Here is an 18,048-nt window from a genome sequence, read left to right on the forward strand (position 1 = left end):
CTCAATGCTCCTCGGCCTCTTCCGGGGGCGATCCCAGCGACACCGACTCCCACACCGCAACAACGATCATGATCACCGTCGCGGCCATCGACAGCCATAGCGGGGACAGTTCGGCGGCAAACCACCACAGCACGAGGAACAGGATGATGCCGATGCCGTGGGAGAGCTGGAGGAAGCCGCGGATCGCGTGCTTGAACAGGATGGTGCCGACCAGAAACAGCAGCGGCCCGCCGATCGTGCTGACGATGGTCCTCAGGTCGGAATGGCCGACCGGATGCTTCAGCACCAGCTCGTCGGAGACCGCGGTCAGGATGATGCCGGCGACGATCGGCATGTGCAGATAGGTGTAGGCGAGCCGCGCCAGGCGGCCGGATTCGGCGGACTTGGAGATCCGCTCCGAGCCGGCCTCCGCGCCCTTGTGGAAATAAACCCACCACATCGCGATGGCCCCCACGAGCGCCGATACAAAGGCGAGGATGTTGTCCGCGGTCCAGTCCAGCTCGGCAAAGGTCGCGCCGTTGACGACAACGGCCTCGCCCAGCGCGATGATGACAAAGAGAGAGCAACGCTCGGCCATGTGGGCGCCTTCGACCGCCCAGGCCTCGACCGACGAGAAGCCAAGCTTCGGCACCCAGAAACGTACCGCCGGGGAGATGTATTCCCAGGTGAGCGCCGCGATCCACAGCCATAGCCGCGTATCGCCTTCGGAAAGCCCGCCCGCGATCCACAACACCGCGGAGATCGAGAGCCACGTCAGGATGCGGATCGCATTGTGCCGGACCGCAGTTCGATGCCGTGGCGTTGCAAACATCCAGAACGCGGTACGTCCGACCTGCATTGTTGCGTAGGCAATCGCAAACCACAGGCCCCGCCCCTCGAACGCGGTCGGGATCGTGGTCGACAGCACAAGCCCCCCCAGCATCATCAGGAAGAGCATGATCCGGACCGGCGTCAGCTCGGGATCAAGCCAGTTGGTGACCCAGGCGGTGTAGACCCACACCCACCACACCGCGAGAAACAGCACCGTGACGTGCACCGCACCGAGCGGCGTGAAATGGTGCAGCAGCGTGTGCGAGACCTGCGTGATCGCGAAGACGAAGACGAGGTCGAAGAACAGCTCGGCATTGGTAACGCGGCTGTGCTGGTTCGGCAGGATGACGCGAAACATCGCACCGCGAGGATTGTCCGCAGCCATTATCATCCCCCCGTCAAAATCAAATCAAGCGCCCGGCACCCCGGTTTGCAGCGCCAACGCGTGCAGCACGCCGCCCATCTGGCCGCGCAGGGATTGGTAGACGATCTGGTGCTGCTGGACGCGGGACTTGCCGCGGAAGGATTCCGAGATCACGGTCGCGGCATAGTGATCGCCGTCCCCGGCGAGGTCACGGATGGTCACCTCGGCATCGGGGATTGCCGCCTTGATCATCGCCTCGATATCGTGGGCGTCCATAGGCATTCGGGTCGTGCTCCTTGTCTCGGCTGCAAAACAGCCTCTTCGAATCGCTTGCCGGGGTCCGGATCTGCAAAGCCAAGCTTGCCGGCAGGGGCAAACTTAGCGTGAACGGTCTTCTACGTCACGCCTTGAGGCATTATATCCGTGATCCCATCAGGATAAAGGCACGACAAAGTGCCGCGTGCGGCAGACTGATCGAAAAGGCTTGAAATCATGAAGCTTCCAGGGCCCGACCATCCCATCACCATCACCCAGAACCCCCGGCGCGTCCGCGTCACGGCCGGCGATACCGTGATCGCGGAGACCAGCAAGGCGTTGACGCTGAAGGAGGCGAAATATCCGGCGGTGCAATATGTGCCGCGACAGGACGCCAACATGGCCCTGCTGGAGCGCACCGACCGCGTCACCCATTGCCCCTACAAGGGCGACGCGAGCTATTACAGCGTCAAGGCCGACGGCAAGACGCTCGACAACGCGATCTGGACCTATGAGACGCCCTTCCCCGCCATGACGGAGATTTCCGGTCATCTTGCCTTCTACCCGGACAAGGTGAAGATCGAGGAAGTAGGGTAGCATCCACAGGGCCTGCCGTCATGGCCGGGCTTGTCCCGGCCATCCACGTTCTTGGCTGCGCAGATACAAATGGATCCGCGCCCCGCTACGCTCTGAATATCGTGAGCCCCAATATCAGCAGCACCAGGAAGATCACGACGAACACGTAGAACAGGAAGCGGGCGATATCGGCGGAGGCTGCCGAAATACCGGTGAAGCCGAGCACGCCGGCCAGGATCGAGACAAGTAAGAAGATCAGCGCCCATTTCAGGATCGTCATCGCCAGCTCCGAAATTGTACCGCTTGTCGCGGCCCTCAGGCCCTTTTGGCGAACGCTAACTTCGCCGCGCGGAACTGGTTCCTAACGGTGTCGGACCTGCGGCCGCCTCAAACGCCCCTTGCTGAATCCGGTTCCCGGCGGCAAAGTCCGGCCGGGATAGAAGCGCGACCGGGGCGGCCACGATGACGATGTCACATTCCGCGACGATCGGCGCAGACGTGCACGCCGCGCCGAGGAGCAAGACGCGCAATTTGTCGCTCGATCGGGCCCGTACCTTTCTGACGCTGGTGGTGCTGCTCCATCACGCGGTGATCCCCTACACCTATTTCGGGCACACCGATCCGACCTCCTGGGCCGGTTTCGACATCGTCGTGCTGGCCACCGACAGCTTCTTCATGGCGATGTTCTTCTTCCTGTCGGGGCTGTTCACGTGGCCGGGCATTGCGCGCAAGGCGCCGCAGGTCTTTCTCCGCGACCGCCTGTTGCGGCTGGGGCTGCCGTTCGCGATCGCGGCGTTCACCATCATCCCGCTCGCCTATTACGCAATCGCGCTGCGGCACGATCCCGGGCTGAGCTTCACGGCGTTCTGGTGGAAGACGATCACGGTTGGCCCATGGCCGAGCGGCCCGATCTGGTTCGTGTGGGTGCTGCTGGCATTCGACCTGACAGCAAGCCTGCTCTACCGGGTCTCGGCGCATCTGGTCGATCCGGGCAACCGCATCTCGCTGCGCGGATTCGACCAGCCGGCCGTATTCTGGCTGCTGCTCGTGGTCGTCACGACAATCGTCTACGTGCCGGCGCTGCTCTATTTCGGCGGCAGCAAATGGTTCGAACTCGGGCCGTTCTCGGTGCAAGCGAGCCGCATCCTGCTCTACTTCGCTTATTTCTTCATCGGCGTCAGTGTTGGCGCTGCGAACTTCGATCGCGGCATTCTCAGCGCCGACGGCCAGTTGCCGAAACAGCGCTGGCTGTGGGTGATCGCCACGCTGATCCCCTACTGCCTGATGTGGGGCATGATCTACATCAAGCGCGAGGTCCTCGGGAATCCCGACCCGCAGCCGCACTGGTATCAGGCGCTCTACGGCACGTTCTTGGTTCTGTTCTCGGGCTCGATCCTGCTCGCGATCCTAGCCTTCTTCCTACACCAGAAGTCACCGGGCCCGAACCTGCTCGACCGCATGCAGGCGGATGCCTACGGCATCTTCCTGGTGCACTACCCAATCGCGTTGTGGATCCAGTACGCGCTGTTCGATTACAGCCTGCCGGCCATTGTGAAAGCCACGACCGGCTTCGTGCTCACTGTTATCCTGAGCTGGGGGCTCACGGCGGGCTTGCGGAAGATTCCGGGGGCGTCACACGTGTTGTGAGGCCAAGGTCTACCCACGCGTCATCGCGAGCGTAGCGAAGCAATCCAGAGTCCCTCCATGGAGACAGTCTGGATTGCTTCGTCGCTTCGCTCCTCGCAATGACGAGAGCGGAGCAGCTGCTCAGGCTGCTTTCCCGCCCATGTATTCCGGCAGCCAGCGCTCGAACGAGGTCCGCAGTGCCTCGATCGTCACAGGCGCTTCGCCCGCGATCGCGACGGTGTCACCGCCGGTGGTGCCGATCCGCACGCAGGGCACCTCGCAGCCGCGCATCTTGGCGAGCACCCGGCCGGCCTCCGTTTCCGGAACGGTGACGAGATAGCGCGCCTGGTCCTCGCCGAACCAATAGGCCTGCGGCACCAGCGCGGTCGGCGCCGCAAGCAGTTTTGCGCCGACGCCGCTCGCCATCACCATTTCGGCAAGCGCGATCAGAAGGCCGCCGTCGGAGAGATCGTGCACGGCGGTCGCGGTGCCCGCATGGATCATGCCGCGCACGCAGTCGCCGTTGCGCTTCTCGGCGGCGAGGTCGACCGGCGGCGGCGCGCCCTCCTCGCGACCGCAGATATCACGCAAGTAAACGGACTGGCCGAGCCAGCCATGGGTCTCGCCCACCAGGAGGATCGCCTCGCCTTCGGCCTTGAAGGCGAGCGAGGCTGACTTGGTGAAGTCATCGAGCAAGCCGACACCGCCGATCGAGGGCGTCGGCAGGATCGCGCGGCCGTTGGTCTCGTTGTAGAGCGAGACGTTGCCGGACACGACGGGGAAGTCGAGCGCGCGGCAGGCTTCCGAGATACCCTTCAGGCAGCCGACGAACTGACCCATGATCTCGGGCCGCTCGGGATTACCGAAATTGAGATTGTCGGTGATCGCAAGCGGCTTGCCGCCGACGGCGGTGATGTTGCGCCAGGCTTCCGCCACCGCCTGCATGCCGCCTTGATAGGGATCCGCCTCGCAATAGCGCGGCGTGACGTCGACGGTCAGCGCCAGGCCCTTCGGCCCATCCTGCACGCGCACCACGGCGGCATCGCCGCCGGGACGCTGCATGGTATTGCCGAGAATGACGTGGTCGTACTGCTCCCAGACCCAGCGCTTGCTGCACATGTCAGGCGTGCCGATCAGTTTTTCGAGCGCGGCACCGAGACCCATCGGCGCCGGCACCTCGCGCGCATGCACGACCGGCAGCGCGGCGGAGGGGACATGCGGGCGGTCATAGAGCGGCGCCTCGTCGCCGAGCTCCTTGATCGGCAAATCGGCCATGACGTCGCCGCCATGCTTGACCACAAAGCGCTTGCTCGGCGTGGTGTAGCCGACCACGGCGAAATCGAGGCCCCACTTTTTGAAGATCGCCTCGGCCTCTTTCTCCTTCTCGGGCTTGAGCACCATGAGCATGCGCTCCTGGCTCTCCGAGAGCATCATCTCGTAGGCGCTCATGCCGATCTCGCGCGTCGGCACCGCATCGAGATCGAGGTCGACGCCGAGGTCGCCCTTGGCGCCCATCTCGACCGCCGAGCAGGTCAGGCCAGCCGCGCCCATGTCCTGGATCGCGATGACGCAGCCCTTTTCCATGATCTCGAGGCAGGCTTCGAGCAGCAGCTTTTCGGCGAAGGGATCGCCGACCTGCACCGTCGGGCGCTTCTCCTCGGACTTGTCGTCGAACTCAGCCGAGGCCATCGAGGCGCCGTGGATGCCGTCGCGGCCGGTCTTGGAGCCGAGATAGACGATCGGCATATTCACGCCGGAGGCGGCCGCATAAAAGATCTTGTCGGTATCGGCGAGGCCGACCGCCATCGCGTTGACGAGAATGTTGCCGTCATAGCGGGTATGGAAGCGGACCTGGCCGCCGACCGTCGGCACGCCGAAGGAATTGCCATAGCCGCCGACGCCGGCGACGACGCCGGAGACGAGATGCCGGGTTCTGGCATGTTCGGGTGCGCCAAAGCTCAGCGCGTTGAGGCAGGCGATCGGGCGCGCGCCCATCGTGAAGACGTCGCGCAGGATGCCACCGACACCGGTGGTCGCGCCCTGGTACGGCTCGATGTAGCTCGGGTGGTTGTGGCTCTCCATCTTGAAGACCACGGCCTGGCCGTCGCCAATGTCGATCACGCCGGCGTTCTCCCCGGGACCCTGGATCACCCAGGGCGCCTTGGTCGGCAGCCCCTTCAGATGGAGGCGCGAGGATTTGTACGAGCAGTGCTCGTTCCACATCGCCGAGAAGATGCCGAGCTCGGTGAAGGTCGGCTCCCGCCCGATCAGCTTCAGAATGCGCTCGTACTCGTCGGGCTTGAGCCCGTGGGCGGCAATCAGCTCGGGGGTGATCTTGGGTTCGTTCTTCATGGAATTTGGGCTTTCGGCGTCGGTTGGCCGTTCTTAGGAACATCGGGGGCTCACGAAAAGCCCTTTATGGCGCATTTTCCCGCTGTCCCACGTTTTGCGGCCAGGGGCTGCAGGAACAGGAATTGCGCAGCGCGGACAGATCGGATTTAAGAGCAAAAGACCCGCAATTGAAGGCCCATTTCCTTGCATGAATTGACCAAGGCGCCCCCGCCGCGCCGCCCCGACCTCCACGTCGCCACCGATGGGGAATTCCAGGGCTGGCGAACCTGGATTCGCGACAGTTTTGAGTCCCATGTCGGCCCCTTCTGGCACCGGATCGAGGCGGACGGCAGCGTCCGCTCGGCGTTCCGGGTCGAGAAAAAGCACCTCAACGGCTCCGGAAACGTCCACGGCGGCTGCTTCATGGCGTTTTCCGACTATTGCCTGTTCGCGATCGCCACCCACGAGCTGGACGGGCCGGCCGTGACCACCAATTTCGCCTGCGACTTCCTCGACGCGGCACGCGAAGGCGAGCTGATCGAGTGCGTCGGCGAAGTCTCCCGCGCCGGCGGCTCGCTGATCTTCCTGCGCGGCAAGCTGACATCAGCCGGGCGGCCGCTGTTCACCTTCTCCGGCACGATCAAGCGGGTGAAGCGGAAGCCGGCACTACAGCCAAACGCATAGCTCGCCGCCTTCCCTTTTGGCGCCCCCTCGCCCAGACTTGCGTCGAGCGCTGTCGCGCCGGGGAGCAACGCCAGGGTGCCGCAGAGCACATCGCCGACGGGTCGCGCCACGGCCTCGCCATTGCCGTCCATGCCCGTCACCGGAGCGCGGAGCTGGCGCGACTATGCGCTGCTGGTCGCGCTGGCCTGCTGCTGGAGCTCCACCTATCCGCTGGCCAAGCTCGCGCTGGACACGATCCCGCCCGCGACCTTCATCACGGCGCGCTCGCTGATCGCGGCCGCCTTCCTGTTCGCGATCCTGTGGATGCGCGGCGTCAGGATCCCGACCGACGCCAAGGCCTGGAAGCTGTTCGCGACCCAGCAATTGATCAACTCGACCTTCCCATTCCTGGTCATCACCTGGTCCCAGCAATACGTGCCGGCGTCGAACACGGTGGTGCTGGCCTCGACGACGCCGATCTTCGCCTTCCTGATCACGTCGCTGATCACGCGCCACGAGCCGGCGACGCTGCTGAAGCTCTTAGGCGCGGTCCTCGGCCTTGTCGGCACCATCGTCATCGTCGGGCTCGACGCGTTGCGCGGCTTCGGTAGCGAGATCGTGGCCGAGATCGCGATCCTGCTCGCCACCATCTCCTTTGCCTGCGCAACCATCTTCGGCCTGCGGCTGTCCGAATACGATCCGATGGTGGTGGCGGCCGGCTCGCTGCTGTTCGGCGGCCTCGTGCTGCTGCCGCCCTCGCTGATCATCGACCAGCCCTGGACGCTGCACCCGACGCCGACGGCGATCATAGCCACCATCGTCATGGGCATCGTCTCCAGCGCCTTGGGGCTGATGCTGTTCTACATGTGCCTCGGACGGCTCGGCACGCTCACGACGAACGCGCAGGGCTATTTACGCATCCCGATCGGCGTGGGTCTTTCCGTGCTGCTGCTCGGCGAAAGCGTGCCGTCGAACCTGGCGCTGGGACTATTGCTGGTCATGGCCGGCGTCGCCGCGATGACGGTGCCGGCGGAGCGGCTGAAGAGGCGGTAGAGCGAAGCGCTATTGCTTGGCGTCGTCTGCCAGCATCTTCCGGTACTTCTCGACGTCGCGCGTCACGAGCTTTTGCAGCAACTCGGGCGTGTGCTCGTCGGGATCGGGGGCAACGGTCGAAAGATCGGCGAACCGTTTCTTCACCGCGTCGGTTTCCACGGCCGTACGCGCGGCGGCATTCAGCTTGGCGATGACCGCCGGCGGCGTGCCCTTGGGCGCGAACAGGCCATTCCAGCCCTGCGCCTCGAATTCGGGCAGGCCGGCTTCGGCCGAGGTCGGCAGATCGGGCAGCGTGGCCAGCCGCACCGTTGAGCCGACCACGAGCCCGCGCGCCAGCTTCTCGTTGATCGATTGCGAGACGGAGGCCGCCGCATCGCAGACGCCGTCGATCTGGCCGCCGATCGCATCCGTCAGCGCCGGCGCAGCGCCGCGATAGCCGACCAGCGTCGCGTCGATGCCGGCGGCGGTGACGAAGCTCTTGCAGATCAGGTAGTTCGAGGAGCCGACGCCGGCATGGCCGAGATTGATCTTGCCGGGATTGGCCTTGGCGTAGGCAATGAACTCCTTCAGGTCCTTTGCCGGAAAATCCTTGCGCACGGCGATGATGCCGAATGTCTTCGCCACCATGGCGATCGGCACGAAGGAGTCCGGAGTGAACGGGAGCTTTGGATAGATCGTATAGGTCGCGGCGTTGGTGCCGGCATTGCCGATCGCAATGGTGTAGCCATCAGGCTCGGCGCGGGAGGCGCGCGCCAGTGCGGTCGAGCCGCCGGCGCCGGCGACATTCTCGATCACGATGGTCTGGCCGAGCGCGATGCCCATCTGCTCGGCAACCGTGCGCGCGATCACGTCGGACGTGCCGCCGGCCGCGAACGGCACGATCATGGTGACGGGACGCTTGGGGAAATCCTGCGCGAACGCGGCCGTCGCGAACGCAACGACGGCGACGGCGGCCGACAGCCGCTTCAGCACGAACCCAATCACGCGGCCTTTTCCAGATGCGCGGTGAGGCCGGCGAACAGGCCGCGGCCGTCGGTGCAGCCCATGATGTCTTCGACGTGGTTTTCCGGATGCGGCATCATGCCCAGCACGTTGCCCTTGCCGTTGACGATGCCGGCGATGGATTGGGCGGCGCCATTGATGTTGCTGATATCGTCGATTGCGCCGTCGGCCGAGCAATAGCGGTAAAGCACGCGACCCTCGCCTTCGAGCCGCTTGATGGTCTCCGCGTCCGCCGCATAATTGCCCTCGCCATGCGCGACCGGCACGCGGATCACCTGCCCCGCATTGTAGCCGCGCGTGAACGGCGTGTCGGAGCGCTCGACGCGCAGATGCACATCGTGGCAGATGAATTTCAACCGCGCATTGCGCATCAGGATTCCCGGCAAAAGGCCGGACTCGCACAGGATCTGAAAGCCATTGCAGACGCCGAGCACGAGGCCGCCCTTGGCCGCATAGTCGCGCACCGCGTCCATCACCGGCGCCCGCGCCGCGATCGCGCCGCAGCGCAGATAATCGCCGTAGGAGAAGCCGCCGGGGACGACCACGAGATCAGTCCCCGCAGGTAGCGAGGTCTCGGCATGCCACACCATCGCCGGCTCATGGCCAGAGATCAGCCTCAGCGCGCGCGCCATGTCGCGCTCGCGGTTGATTCCGGGAAAGACGAGGATAGCGGCTTTCATGGCAGAGGTTCCGAACGAGGATTGAAATGGGGCTGGCACGGCTGCCAAATCGCCAGCAGACATAACCATTTGACGGGGATTTTACCAGTGCTAGCCTCAGCCGCGAGCGTTGTGCACAGGCCGTAGCCCGCCATCCGGCCGATCGACTTGCCCGGGATTGAAGCCATGAATGTCCCGTCGCTGCCTGCATCCCTCTCCGAGCCGGTGTCCACCGAGGGCGTCATCGCCGCCGGCGCCTATGTCGACGGCCGGCGTGTCGCCAATATCGCCATCAGCGAAGCCTCGAGCTGGCGGGCCAAACCCGGCCACGTGGTCTGGATCGGGCTGCACGAGCCGGACATGGCGCTGCTCAGCGCGGTGCAGAAGCAGTTCGACCTGCACGAGCTCGCGATCGAGGATGCCAACCACGCCCATCAGCGTCCGAAGATCGAGCAATACGGCGAGGCCCTGTTCATCGTGGCGCGGACCGCGCAACTGATCGAGGGCCGGATCGCCTTCGGCGAGACGCACATCTTCGTCGGCGAAGGCTATCTGGTCTCGGTGCGCCACGGCGCTTCGACGTCCTACACGCCGGTGCGCGAACGCTGCGAAAGCTGCCCCCGTGCACTCGCGCGCGGCGAGGACTACATCCTCTACGCCATCCTCGATTTCATCGTCGACAACTACTCGCCCGTGCTCGAGAGCATTCACGAAGAGGTCGAGAGCATCGAGGACGACGTGCTCTCCAAGCCGATCAGCAAGGCGCAGATCGAGCGCCTCTACATGCTGCGCCGCGACCTGCTGCGACTCAGGACTGCGATCGGCCCGCTGGTCGAGGTCTGCCGCCGTCTGGAGCATGACGAGCTTGCGATGGTGCGCGCGACGATGCAGCCGCTGTTTCGCGACGTCACAGACCACGTCAGGAACATTCAGGAGCGGATCGATTCCATGCGCGAGGTGCTGGCCTTCGCGTTCGAAGCAAGCTTGCTGGTCGGCCAGGCCCAGGAGACGGCCGTCTCCAAGAAGCTCGCCTCCTGGCTCGCCATCATCGCGATCCCGACCGCGCTTGCCGGCATCTACGGCATGAACTTCAAGCACATGCCGGAGCTGGACTGGGAGTACGGCTATTACACGCTGCTCGGCGTGATGCTGACGGCGTGCGGCGCCCTGTACTGGCGTTTTCGTTCGGTCGGGTGGCTGTGATCTAGCGCGACCTCAACGGACCGGCGCATCACTGAGTTCGAGCCGGTGCTCGATTCGGTCGAGCCGCCCTTCATGCCTCACTAGTGTTGCATGAATTCCGCCGAGCTCCTGAAAGACGCTGGTGATCTCCTGGCGAGCCGCGTTCTGAGAAGTTCGCAACGCCGACATTTCCTGCTTCATTTCATCAATCTTGCCGTCGACCTGCGCCAGCCGCGTCTGGATCGATTTCAAAATCTCGAACATCAGCTCGGACGGCACGTCGGGCATTTGGCCGACCCTTATGCTTTCATCTCGATAGCATAATTCTCGATCACGGTGTTCGCCAGCAGCTTGTCGGCGGCGTCTTTCAACGCCGCCTCGGCCTTGGCCTTGTCCGCGCCGGCGAGCTCGATGTCGAACACCTTGCCCTGGCGCACGCTGGCGACGCCGTCGACGCCGAGCGACTTCAGCGCGCCTTCGATGGCCTTGCCCTGCGGATCGAGGATGCCCGTCTTCAAGGTAACGGTGACACGTGCCTTCACGTCAAATCCCTCTTAGCTCTTCACCAGCACCGGGCCGGATCCCGCCGGACGCTCGTTCTCCATGAGGATGCCGAGACGCTTGGCGACTTCGGTATAGGCCTCGAGCAGGCCGCCGAGATCCCTGCGGAAGCGGTCCTTGTCGAGCTTCTCGTTCGACTTGATGTCCCACAGACGGCAGGAGTCCGGCGATATCTCGTCGGCGACGATGATCCGCATCATCTCGTTCTCGAACAGCCGGCCGCACTCCATCTTGAAATCGACGAGGCGGATGCCGATGCCGAGGAAAAGGCCGGTGAGGAAGTCGTTGACACGGATGGCGAGCGCCATGATGTCGTCGATCTCCTGCGGCGTTGCCCAGCCGAACGCGGTGATGTGCTCTTCCGACACCATGGGGTCGTTGAGCTGGTCGTTCTTGTAGTAGAACTCGATGATCGAGCGGGGCAGCTGCGTGCCCTCCTCGATGCCGAGGCGCTGCGACAGCGAGCCGGCCGCGACGTTCCGCACCACCACTTCCAGCGGCACGATCTCGACTTCGCGTATCAATTGCTCGCGCATGTTGAGGCGGCGGATGAAATGGGTCGGCACCCCGATGTCGTTGAGGTGCTGAAACAGGTACTCCGAGATCCGGTTGTTGAGGACACCCTTGCCCTCGATCACCTGATGCTTTTTCGCATTGAACGCGGTGGCGTCATCCTTGAAGTGCTGGATCAGGGTACCGGGCTCCGGGCCTTCGTAAAGAACCTTTGCCTTGCCTTCATAAATGCGACGCCGACGGCTCATGGGGATGTACCGTGTTTTGTTGAAATCCATGTATTTGGTGTGCTCCGGTTGACGAGACTACGACCCACAGCGGAGCTGCCGTGAACGGCCCGGAACCCCTAGAAACAGAACGGGAACCCAGCCTTAGGCAACCTATCCGATTGGCTGTCCCAGCACAATCGATCCGGCCATCCGGCATCAAACTTATACCGTCTTGCCTGCGGCTTAACGGCTCGTTGTTTTGCCGATTCGTGCCCCCTATCTAGGCATGCACCGGGGCTCTCGCAACGAGGGCGGCCGGGTCCAGTCAGCAGGGAATTGGAAAAGCATGAGCACGTTGGACAAGCGCGAGGAAGGCTTCGAGAAGAAGTTTGCCCTCGACGAGGAGCAGAAATTCAAGGCGGAAGCCCGCCGCAACCGGCTGCTCGGCCTGTGGGCGGCCGAAAAGCTCGGCATCACCGGCGATGCCGCCGCCGCCTATGCCAAGGAGGTGGTCGCGGCCGATTTCGAGGAGGCCGGCGATGCCGACGTCCTGCGCAAGGTCATGGCCGATTTCGCCGCCAAGAACGTCGCCGTCACCGAACAGGCGATTCGCGCCAAGATGAACGAGCTGATCGCCGTGGCCGCGGCCGAGGTGAAAGCGGGGAAGTAAGGCGAAACGTCATTCCGGGGCACATCGAAGACGCGCACCCGGAATGACGATCAGCTATCCCTCCTTGAAGCCGTACTCCGGCACATTGCCGCTGGCGCCGTAATATTTGTACGGCAGGAATTTGCCGCTCATGGTGAATTTGACGCGGTCGCCCTTCGGGTTCGCCACGCGCTCGATCGCCATGTCGAAGTCGATCGCCGACATGATGCCGTCGCCGAACTCCTCCTCGATCAGTGCCTTCCAGGCCGGGCCGTTGACCATCACCATCTCGTAGAAGCGGTAGATCAGCGGATCGGTCGGCGGCATCGGCGTGCCGGTGCCGCGCATCGGCACCTCGTTGAGCATCGCGGTCTCCGCCTTCGACAGGCCGAACAGCTCGCCGGCGTTCGCCGCCTGCGGCTTCGTCAATTTCATCTGGCCGAGGATGGCGCCGACGATCAGCACCTCGGCATAACCGCCGATCTGCTCGCAGATATATTTCCAGCTCCAGCCCTTCTCGCGCTTGATGTCGAGCAGCTTCTCGGTGAGGTCTTCGCGTTTCATGTCAGGGTCTCCCTTGGCTAAGCACGGTGTCACGTCGTTTCGTGCCGCTTTGGGAGGCACGAAACGTGCCAATAAATGAGGCTTAAGGCTTCACCGCCTCGACCTCGCTTCGCGCGGCAAAGCCTCGGCAAATCGCTTGATCGCCTCGAGCACCGGCTGCTGATCGCCTGCGAAGAACCAATGATCATGGCCGTCGAGCTCGATGAATTCTGCGTCGCGGATCCGGCTCGCCACTCCCAGCCGGCCGCGATCCGTACGGCCTTGTCGTCCCGATGATGCAGCTCCGATGCCGGCACGGCAATCTGCGCCCGAAGGTGTCGTACGTCGGCGTCGCGAAACGCCTCGAGCGGGCTGCCTTCTGCGCAGCCGTGAGGCTCACTCTTCCTACGAATCGTTCGATCCTTCCGCGATCATCCTCTGAAGACTTGCCAGCTCCGCCTCCAGATCGCGCTCCACATCCGCCGCCCGCATCTCGATCACCCGATAATCGCGCGCCTCGAGCCACGCCCGCCGCGACGCGCGGTCAGCGGCGATCGTCTCGCCCTCGCCGGGGTTGACCAGCTCGATCGCGATCCGGTGCGGGAACGAGACGAAGTCCGGGATGTGCCGCCCCACAGGGGTCTGGCGCTTGAACCCGCCTGCGAAGCGGCGGTCGCGGGTCAGGGCCTGCCACAGCAGCCGCTCGGCATCGGTCGGGTTGCGGCGGAGCAGGCGGGCGAGGCCGCGCACGGTCGAGCCGCTGTCGGGCACGCCGCCGCCCTGCCCGTGCTCGGCCAGCAGCGCGCGCAGCCGCGTCGCCTGCTCGCCATCGAGCACGCCGCCTTTGGCCGGGCCCTTGCGGCCCTCGGCGATCGCCATCACCACCCCGTGCAGGGTGTGCATGTCCTGCTTGGTCGGCTCCATCCGGCTGAAGATGTTGCGCAGGTTCACCAGCATGGTGTCGCGCTTCTCGGCCGGGCGCAAAAACTCGACGCGGTCGAGTTCGCGGATGAGGTTGTCGAAGAAGGCCTGCATCTGGTGCTGCGAGGCGCGCTCGGAACGCTCCGGCATGGCATGCGGCAGTTCGCCGGAGGTCGCGCGCTTGAACCATTCGTAGCCGACCAAGAGCACCGCCTGGGCGAGGTTGAGCGAGGCAAAGCCCGGATTGACCGGAAAGGTGATGATGCGGTTGGAGAGCCCGACCTCCTCATTGGTCAGACCCCAGCGCTCCCGGCCGAACAGGATACCGGCCTTGCCGCCCGCCACGACGTGCCCGGAAATCTCGGCCGCTGCGGCTTCCGGCCCCACCACCGGTTTGGCCTGATCATGGGGGCGCGCGGTGGTGGCAAACAGCAGGTCGATATCGGCGACGGCCTCACCGACCGTGTCGAACAATTCGACCTTATCCAGAATATAGTCGGCGCCGGCGGCGGCGCGCTGGGCGGCGATGTTGGGCCAGCCGTCGCGAGGGTTGACGATGCGCAAGGCGCCAAGCGCAAAATTGCCCATGGCGCGCGCGGCCATGCCGATGTTTTCGCCAAGCTGCGGCTCGACCAGGATTACGATGGGACCGTCGAGGGAAAGGCCGGTCTTGCTCTTGTCAGTCCCCGACATCTCGTTTCGCTTTCGCACTGGTTCTCAAGGCCTTGCCAAGGCGAGCTTCAGGAATTGATTCAAAATCGGCCGAGGCCGGCTGCCTGTCGTTTGCCTGTCCTGACGAAATTCTCAAGGGAAATAACGGGTTGGATTCGACTTTTGAATCTCGCCTGAAACCTTACCCGGCCCCCGCGGCGGGACCGCTCCCCATCCCCCATCTGCGGAGGCTGGATGAGCTAAAAGTGCATAATCCCTTGGCTTTCGCCCGCTGCAGTCAGGTGCTAAGAGGCGGCGGATATTCCCGTGGCGTGCCAATAGCGCCGTTCCCAAGAGGCTTCCCCGATCATGGCAAAAATCAAGGTGTCCAACCCCGTCGTCGAACTCGATGGCGACGAGATGACCCGGATCATCTGGCAGTACATCAAGGACAAGCTGATCAACCCGTTCCTCGATGTCGAGCTGCAGTATTTCGACCTGGGAATGGAGTACCGCGATCACACCAACGATCAGGTGACCATCGACGCCGCCGAGGCCATCAAGAAGGTCGGCGTTGGCGTCAAGTGCGCCACCATCACCCCCGACGAGGCGCGGGTGAAGGAGTTCAACCTCAAGCAGATGTGGAAGTCGCCGAACGGCACCATCCGCAACATCCTCGGCGGCGTGATCTTTCGCGAGCCGATCATCTGCAAGAACGTGCCGCGCCTGGTTCCCGGCTGGACCAAGCCGATCATCATCGGCCGCCACGCCTATGGCGACCAGTATCGCGCCACCGACATCAAGTTCCCCGGCAAGGGTACGCTGACGATGAAGTTCGTCGGCGAGGACGGCACCGTCATCGAGAAGGAAGTGTTCAAGACCCCGGGCGCCGGCGTCGCGATGCAGATGTACAATCTGGACGACTCGATCATCGACTTCGCCCGCGCTTCGTTGAACTACGGCCTGCTGCGCAACTACCCGGTCTATCTTTCGACCAAGAACACGATCATGAAGATCTATGACGGTCGGTTCAAGGACATCTTCCAGGACATCTACGAGCGCGAGTTCAAGAAGGAGTTCGACGCCAAGGGCCTGACCTACGAGCACCGCCTGATCGACGACATGGTCGCTTCGGCGCTGAAATGGTCCGGCGGCTATGTCTGGGCCTGCAAGAACTACGACGGCGACGTGCAGTCCGACACGGTGGCGCAGGGCTACGGCTCGCTTGGCCTGATGACCTCGGTCCTCCTCACCCCCGACGGCAAGACGGTGGAAGCCGAAGCCGCCCACGGCACGGTGACCCGCCACTACCGCGAGCACCAGAAGGGCAAGGAGACCTCGACCAACTCGATCGCATCGATCTTCGCCTGGACCCGCGGCCTGTCGCACCGCGCCAAGCTCGACAACAACGCCGAGCTCGCCAAGTTCGCCAACACCCTGGAGAAGGTCTGCGTCGACACGGTCGAGGAAGGCTACATGACCAAGGACCTCGCGCTCCTGGTCGGCGCCGACCAGCGCTGGCTCTCGACCACTGGCTTCCTCGACAAGGTCGCCGAGAACCTCGGGAAGGCGCTGGCGGCGTAAGCCGTCCGCAATTTCGCCGGACTGGGCCGGACATCATTACGGGCCGCGTCGCAAGCGCGGCCCGTTTGCTTATTCTGACCTTTGCGCGGAGATGCGACCATGTCGATCAAGCTTGCTGTCCCCTGCCTGTTGCTGCTCGCGGCCATGGCTGCGCCCGCGATGTCTGCGGAGACTGGCCAGCCTGAGGCCCCATCAGGGGCGATCATGCTCGTTCGCCTCCCCGAGGCCATCCAGGCTCCCGGCGAGCAGCGGATCGCGGTCCTGAGCGCCGAAGGGGCTCAGATCTATGAATGCAAGGCGGACGCCGACGGTAAACTCGTCTGGAGCTTCCGGGAGCCGATCGCAACGCTGATCGAAAATGGCAAGACAGTGGGGCGACACTACGCCGGACCGAACTGGGAGCTGCAGGACGGCAGCGCCGTGACAGCGAAGGTCACGGCCACCGCTCCAAGCCTGACCGAGGGGGCCATTGCCTATCTCAAACTGGAGGTCACCGAACGACGCGGCAACGGCGCGCTCTCCGCCGCCACCACTGTTCAGCGGTTCGGGACCATCGGCGGAAAACTTGACGGCGCCTGCGAGAGGGCCGGAGCCTTCAAGAGCGTGCCCTATTCCGCCACCTACGTTTTTCTGAAGAAGGGCTGACCCTCTTGCGGCGAGACTACTCGCTTCCGTCGCCGCCTTCGCGCTCCGCCTGCGCCAACTCCGCCGCCGCAAGGTCGCCGCTCCCCTCCAGCCGCGCCTTCGCCGTCTTGTGGACATGCGCCGCGAGCGTCGGCATGCGTTCGATCAGGGCGTGAAAGTCCTGGGCGTCGAGCACCAGCAGCCGGGTCTTGCGCGTCGCCGTCACCGTGCCGCTGCGTTTGGTTTTGTGCAGCAGCGCGATCTCGCCGAAGAAAGTGCCATCCGCGAGCCGCACCTGCTGGTTCGGCAGCGCGATCTCGACCTCGCCGGCGGTGATGAAATACATCGACGACGCCGCATCGCCCCGCCGCACCAGGATCTCGCCCTGCTCGATCGTGCGGGCCCGCAGCAGCCGCATGATATCGGCGATCTCGGACGCGCTCAGGTGCGAGAACAGCGGCACCCGCGCCAGCATGCCCCAGGTGACCACGAAGTCGCGCCGCCTCACCTCTTCCGCGAAGGCCGTGGAGATGATCGCGACCGGCAGCGCGATCATGGCGAATCCGCTGATGATGGTAAAGACGGAGATGAATTTCCCCAGCGCCGTCACCGGCACGACGTCACCATAGCCGACGGTGCCGAGCGTCACGATCGCCCACCACATCGCCTGCGGAATGGTGCCGAGCTTGTCGGGCTGCACGTCGCGCTCGATGGCATAGAGCAGCGAGGCAAATGTGAGAACCGCGCCGATCAGGATGACGATGCAGCCGATCAGCGCCCGCCGCTCGGCGTGCACGGCCGCGAGCAGCGAGCGCATCGCCGGCGAGTAGCGCACCAGCTTGAAGAACGGCAGCACGCCGAGCGCAGCCAGCGTTGCATGCCGGCCCATAGCGAGCACGATCGCAGCCGGCAGGAACGCGAGGAGATCGATGATGCCGAGCGCGGAGAAGACATAGCTGAGCCGGTCCGATAGCGCGGACGCCGTGCGCTGGGTATGGCCAGCCACCGTCCACAGGCGCGCGGCATATTCCAGCGCGAACACGATCACGGACAGGATGGTGATGCCTGCGAACACCGCACCGAACTGCGCGTCGAGCTCCGGCACCGAGGCAAGGATCATCGCGACCACGTCGAGCACGATGACGCCAACGATCAGCTGGATGAAGCGCGACCCGACCGAGTAGGCCAGCGGATCGTGCTCCAGCAATTCGTACAGGCGATCCCTCAAATCGGGATCGGCTGAGCCACGTCCTCGCGGAACGGGGCTCACGT

General features: G+C 64.2%; 20 protein-coding genes and 1 pseudogene. 8 read left to right on the plus strand and 13 right to left on the minus strand.

Annotated features, from left to right (window positions below):
- Position 1: 1 nt before the first annotated feature.
- Together IVA88_RS13795 and IVA88_RS13800 are read right to left on the minus strand one after the other, a co-directional pair.
- The gene (locus tag IVA88_RS13795) at positions 2-1,195 is read right to left on the minus strand and encodes a low temperature requirement protein A (protein WP_247497783.1); all 1,194 of its coding nucleotides are present in this window, start codon (positions 1,193-1,195) and stop codon (positions 2-4) included.
- A gap of 24 nt (positions 1,196-1,219) precedes the next feature.
- Positions 1,220-1,456, minus strand: a complete 237-nt coding sequence (locus IVA88_RS13800; protein ID WP_018316584.1) for a BolA family transcriptional regulator — start codon at positions 1,454-1,456, stop codon at positions 1,220-1,222.
- 210 nt (positions 1,457-1,666) lie between these two features.
- Between IVA88_RS13800 and IVA88_RS13805 the strand changes: the two genes are divergently transcribed.
- On the plus strand, positions 1,667-2,026 hold the full coding sequence (locus IVA88_RS13805; protein WP_247497784.1) for a DUF427 domain-containing protein: 360 nt from the start codon (positions 1,667-1,669) through the stop codon (positions 2,024-2,026).
- 85 nt (positions 2,027-2,111) lie between these two features.
- On the opposite strand, the gene IVA88_RS13810 is transcribed toward IVA88_RS13805, so the two are convergent.
- Positions 2,112-2,285 carry a DUF1328 domain-containing protein gene (locus IVA88_RS13810; protein ID WP_247497785.1) on the minus strand — a complete coding sequence of 58 codons (174 nt, stop codon included), beginning with the start codon at positions 2,283-2,285 and terminating at the stop codon, positions 2,112-2,114.
- A gap of 188 nt (positions 2,286-2,473) precedes the next feature.
- Here IVA88_RS13810 and IVA88_RS13815 point away from each other — a divergent pair, with 188 nt between their 5' ends.
- Entirely contained in the window at positions 2,474-3,652 is a 1,179-nt protein-coding gene (locus IVA88_RS13815; protein WP_247498017.1) for an acyltransferase, read from the plus strand.
- Positions 3,653-3,772: 120 nt separating this feature from the next.
- On the opposite strand, the gene purL is transcribed toward IVA88_RS13815, so the two are convergent.
- Positions 3,773-5,983 (minus strand): phosphoribosylformylglycinamidine synthase subunit PurL, encoded by a 2,211-nt coding sequence (purL, locus tag IVA88_RS13820; protein WP_247497786.1) that lies wholly within the window; start codon positions 5,981-5,983, stop codon positions 3,773-3,775.
- 183 nt (positions 5,984-6,166) lie between these two features.
- Here purL and IVA88_RS13825 point away from each other — a divergent pair, with 183 nt between their 5' ends.
- Positions 6,167-6,646 (plus strand): PaaI family thioesterase, encoded by a 480-nt coding sequence (locus tag IVA88_RS13825; protein WP_247497787.1) that lies wholly within the window; start codon positions 6,167-6,169, stop codon positions 6,644-6,646.
- A gap of 75 nt (positions 6,647-6,721) precedes the next feature.
- Positions 6,722-7,678 carry a DMT family transporter gene (locus IVA88_RS13830; protein ID WP_247497788.1) on the plus strand — a complete coding sequence of 319 codons (957 nt, stop codon included), beginning with the start codon at positions 6,722-6,724 and terminating at the stop codon, positions 7,676-7,678.
- 9 nt (positions 7,679-7,687) lie between these two features.
- Here IVA88_RS13830 and IVA88_RS13835 read toward each other — a convergent pair whose 3' ends face one another.
- Both IVA88_RS13835 and purQ read right to left on the minus strand, forming a co-directional pair.
- Positions 7,688-8,662 carry a tripartite tricarboxylate transporter substrate binding protein BugD gene (locus IVA88_RS13835; protein ID WP_247497789.1) on the minus strand — a complete coding sequence of 325 codons (975 nt, stop codon included), beginning with the start codon at positions 8,660-8,662 and terminating at the stop codon, positions 7,688-7,690.
- Positions 8,659-9,360, minus strand: coding sequence for a phosphoribosylformylglycinamidine synthase subunit PurQ (gene purQ, locus IVA88_RS13840; RefSeq protein ID WP_247497790.1), 702 nt, complete (start codon positions 9,358-9,360; stop codon positions 8,659-8,661). Before purQ ends, IVA88_RS13835 begins: the two co-directional genes overlap by 4 nt.
- Positions 9,361-9,525: 165 nt before the next feature.
- Here purQ and IVA88_RS13845 point away from each other — a divergent pair, with 165 nt between their 5' ends.
- Complete coding sequence (locus tag IVA88_RS13845) at positions 9,526-10,542, plus strand: magnesium and cobalt transport protein CorA (protein ID WP_247497791.1); 1,017 nt, start codon at positions 9,526-9,528, stop codon at positions 10,540-10,542.
- 12 nt (positions 10,543-10,554) lie between these two features.
- On the opposite strand, the gene IVA88_RS13850 is transcribed toward IVA88_RS13845, so the two are convergent.
- The 3 genes from IVA88_RS13850 to purC are packed head-to-tail and all read right to left on the minus strand — an operon-like array spanning position 10,555 to position 11,843.
- Positions 10,555-10,809: a hypothetical protein gene (locus IVA88_RS13850; RefSeq protein WP_247497792.1), complete on the minus strand. Its 255-nt coding sequence runs from the start codon at positions 10,807-10,809 to the stop codon at positions 10,555-10,557.
- A gap of 11 nt (positions 10,810-10,820) precedes the next feature.
- The gene (gene purS, locus IVA88_RS13855) at positions 10,821-11,063 is read right to left on the minus strand and encodes a phosphoribosylformylglycinamidine synthase subunit PurS (RefSeq protein ID WP_128950927.1); all 243 of its coding nucleotides are present in this window, start codon (positions 11,061-11,063) and stop codon (positions 10,821-10,823) included.
- Between the two features lie 12 nt (positions 11,064-11,075).
- Positions 11,076-11,843, minus strand: coding sequence for a phosphoribosylaminoimidazolesuccinocarboxamide synthase (gene purC / locus IVA88_RS13860; RefSeq protein WP_008974302.1), 768 nt, complete (start codon positions 11,841-11,843; stop codon positions 11,076-11,078).
- A 307-nt stretch (positions 11,844-12,150) separates the two neighbouring features.
- Between purC and IVA88_RS13865 the strand changes: the two genes are divergently transcribed.
- Positions 12,151-12,474, plus strand: a complete 324-nt coding sequence (locus tag IVA88_RS13865; RefSeq protein ID WP_247497793.1) for a DUF1476 domain-containing protein — start codon at positions 12,151-12,153, stop codon at positions 12,472-12,474.
- Between the two features lie 54 nt (positions 12,475-12,528).
- On the opposite strand, the gene cynS is transcribed toward IVA88_RS13865, so the two are convergent.
- The 3 genes and pseudogenes from cynS to IVA88_RS13880 all read right to left on the minus strand — a co-directional run bounded on the left by cynS (position 12,529) and on the right by IVA88_RS13880 (position 14,610).
- A complete protein-coding gene (gene cynS / locus IVA88_RS13870) occupies positions 12,529-13,017 on the minus strand; it encodes a cyanase (RefSeq protein ID WP_211397665.1) in 489 nt (162 codons plus the stop codon).
- Positions 13,018-13,107: 90 nt separating this feature from the next.
- Positions 13,108-13,370 (minus strand): annotated as a pseudogene (locus IVA88_RS13875) (SARP family transcriptional regulator); the annotation flags it as partial.
- Positions 13,371-13,401: 31 nt separating this feature from the next.
- The gene (locus IVA88_RS13880; RefSeq protein ID WP_247497794.1) at positions 13,402-14,610 is read right to left on the minus strand and encodes a TrmJ/YjtD family RNA methyltransferase; all 1,209 of its coding nucleotides are present in this window, start codon (positions 14,608-14,610) and stop codon (positions 13,402-13,404) included.
- A 327-nt stretch (positions 14,611-14,937) separates the two neighbouring features.
- Between IVA88_RS13880 and IVA88_RS13885 the strand changes: the two genes are divergently transcribed.
- Both IVA88_RS13885 and IVA88_RS13890 read left to right on the plus strand, forming a co-directional pair.
- Entirely contained in the window at positions 14,938-16,152 is a 1,215-nt protein-coding gene (locus IVA88_RS13885) for an NADP-dependent isocitrate dehydrogenase (RefSeq protein WP_247497795.1), read from the plus strand.
- Positions 16,153-16,251: 99 nt separating this feature from the next.
- Positions 16,252-16,797 carry a DUF3455 domain-containing protein gene (locus IVA88_RS13890; RefSeq protein WP_247497796.1) on the plus strand — a complete coding sequence of 182 codons (546 nt, stop codon included), beginning with the start codon at positions 16,252-16,254 and terminating at the stop codon, positions 16,795-16,797.
- A 16-nt stretch (positions 16,798-16,813) separates the two neighbouring features.
- On the opposite strand, the gene IVA88_RS13895 is transcribed toward IVA88_RS13890, so the two are convergent.
- Positions 16,814-18,046, minus strand: coding sequence for a cyclic nucleotide-gated ion channel (locus IVA88_RS13895; protein WP_247497797.1), 1,233 nt, complete (start codon positions 18,044-18,046; stop codon positions 16,814-16,816).
- Positions 18,047-18,048: the final 2 nt, after the last annotated feature.

The organism is Bradyrhizobium sp. 149 (assembly GCF_023073915.1).
Classification (GTDB): domain Bacteria; phylum Pseudomonadota; class Alphaproteobacteria; order Rhizobiales; family Xanthobacteraceae; genus Bradyrhizobium.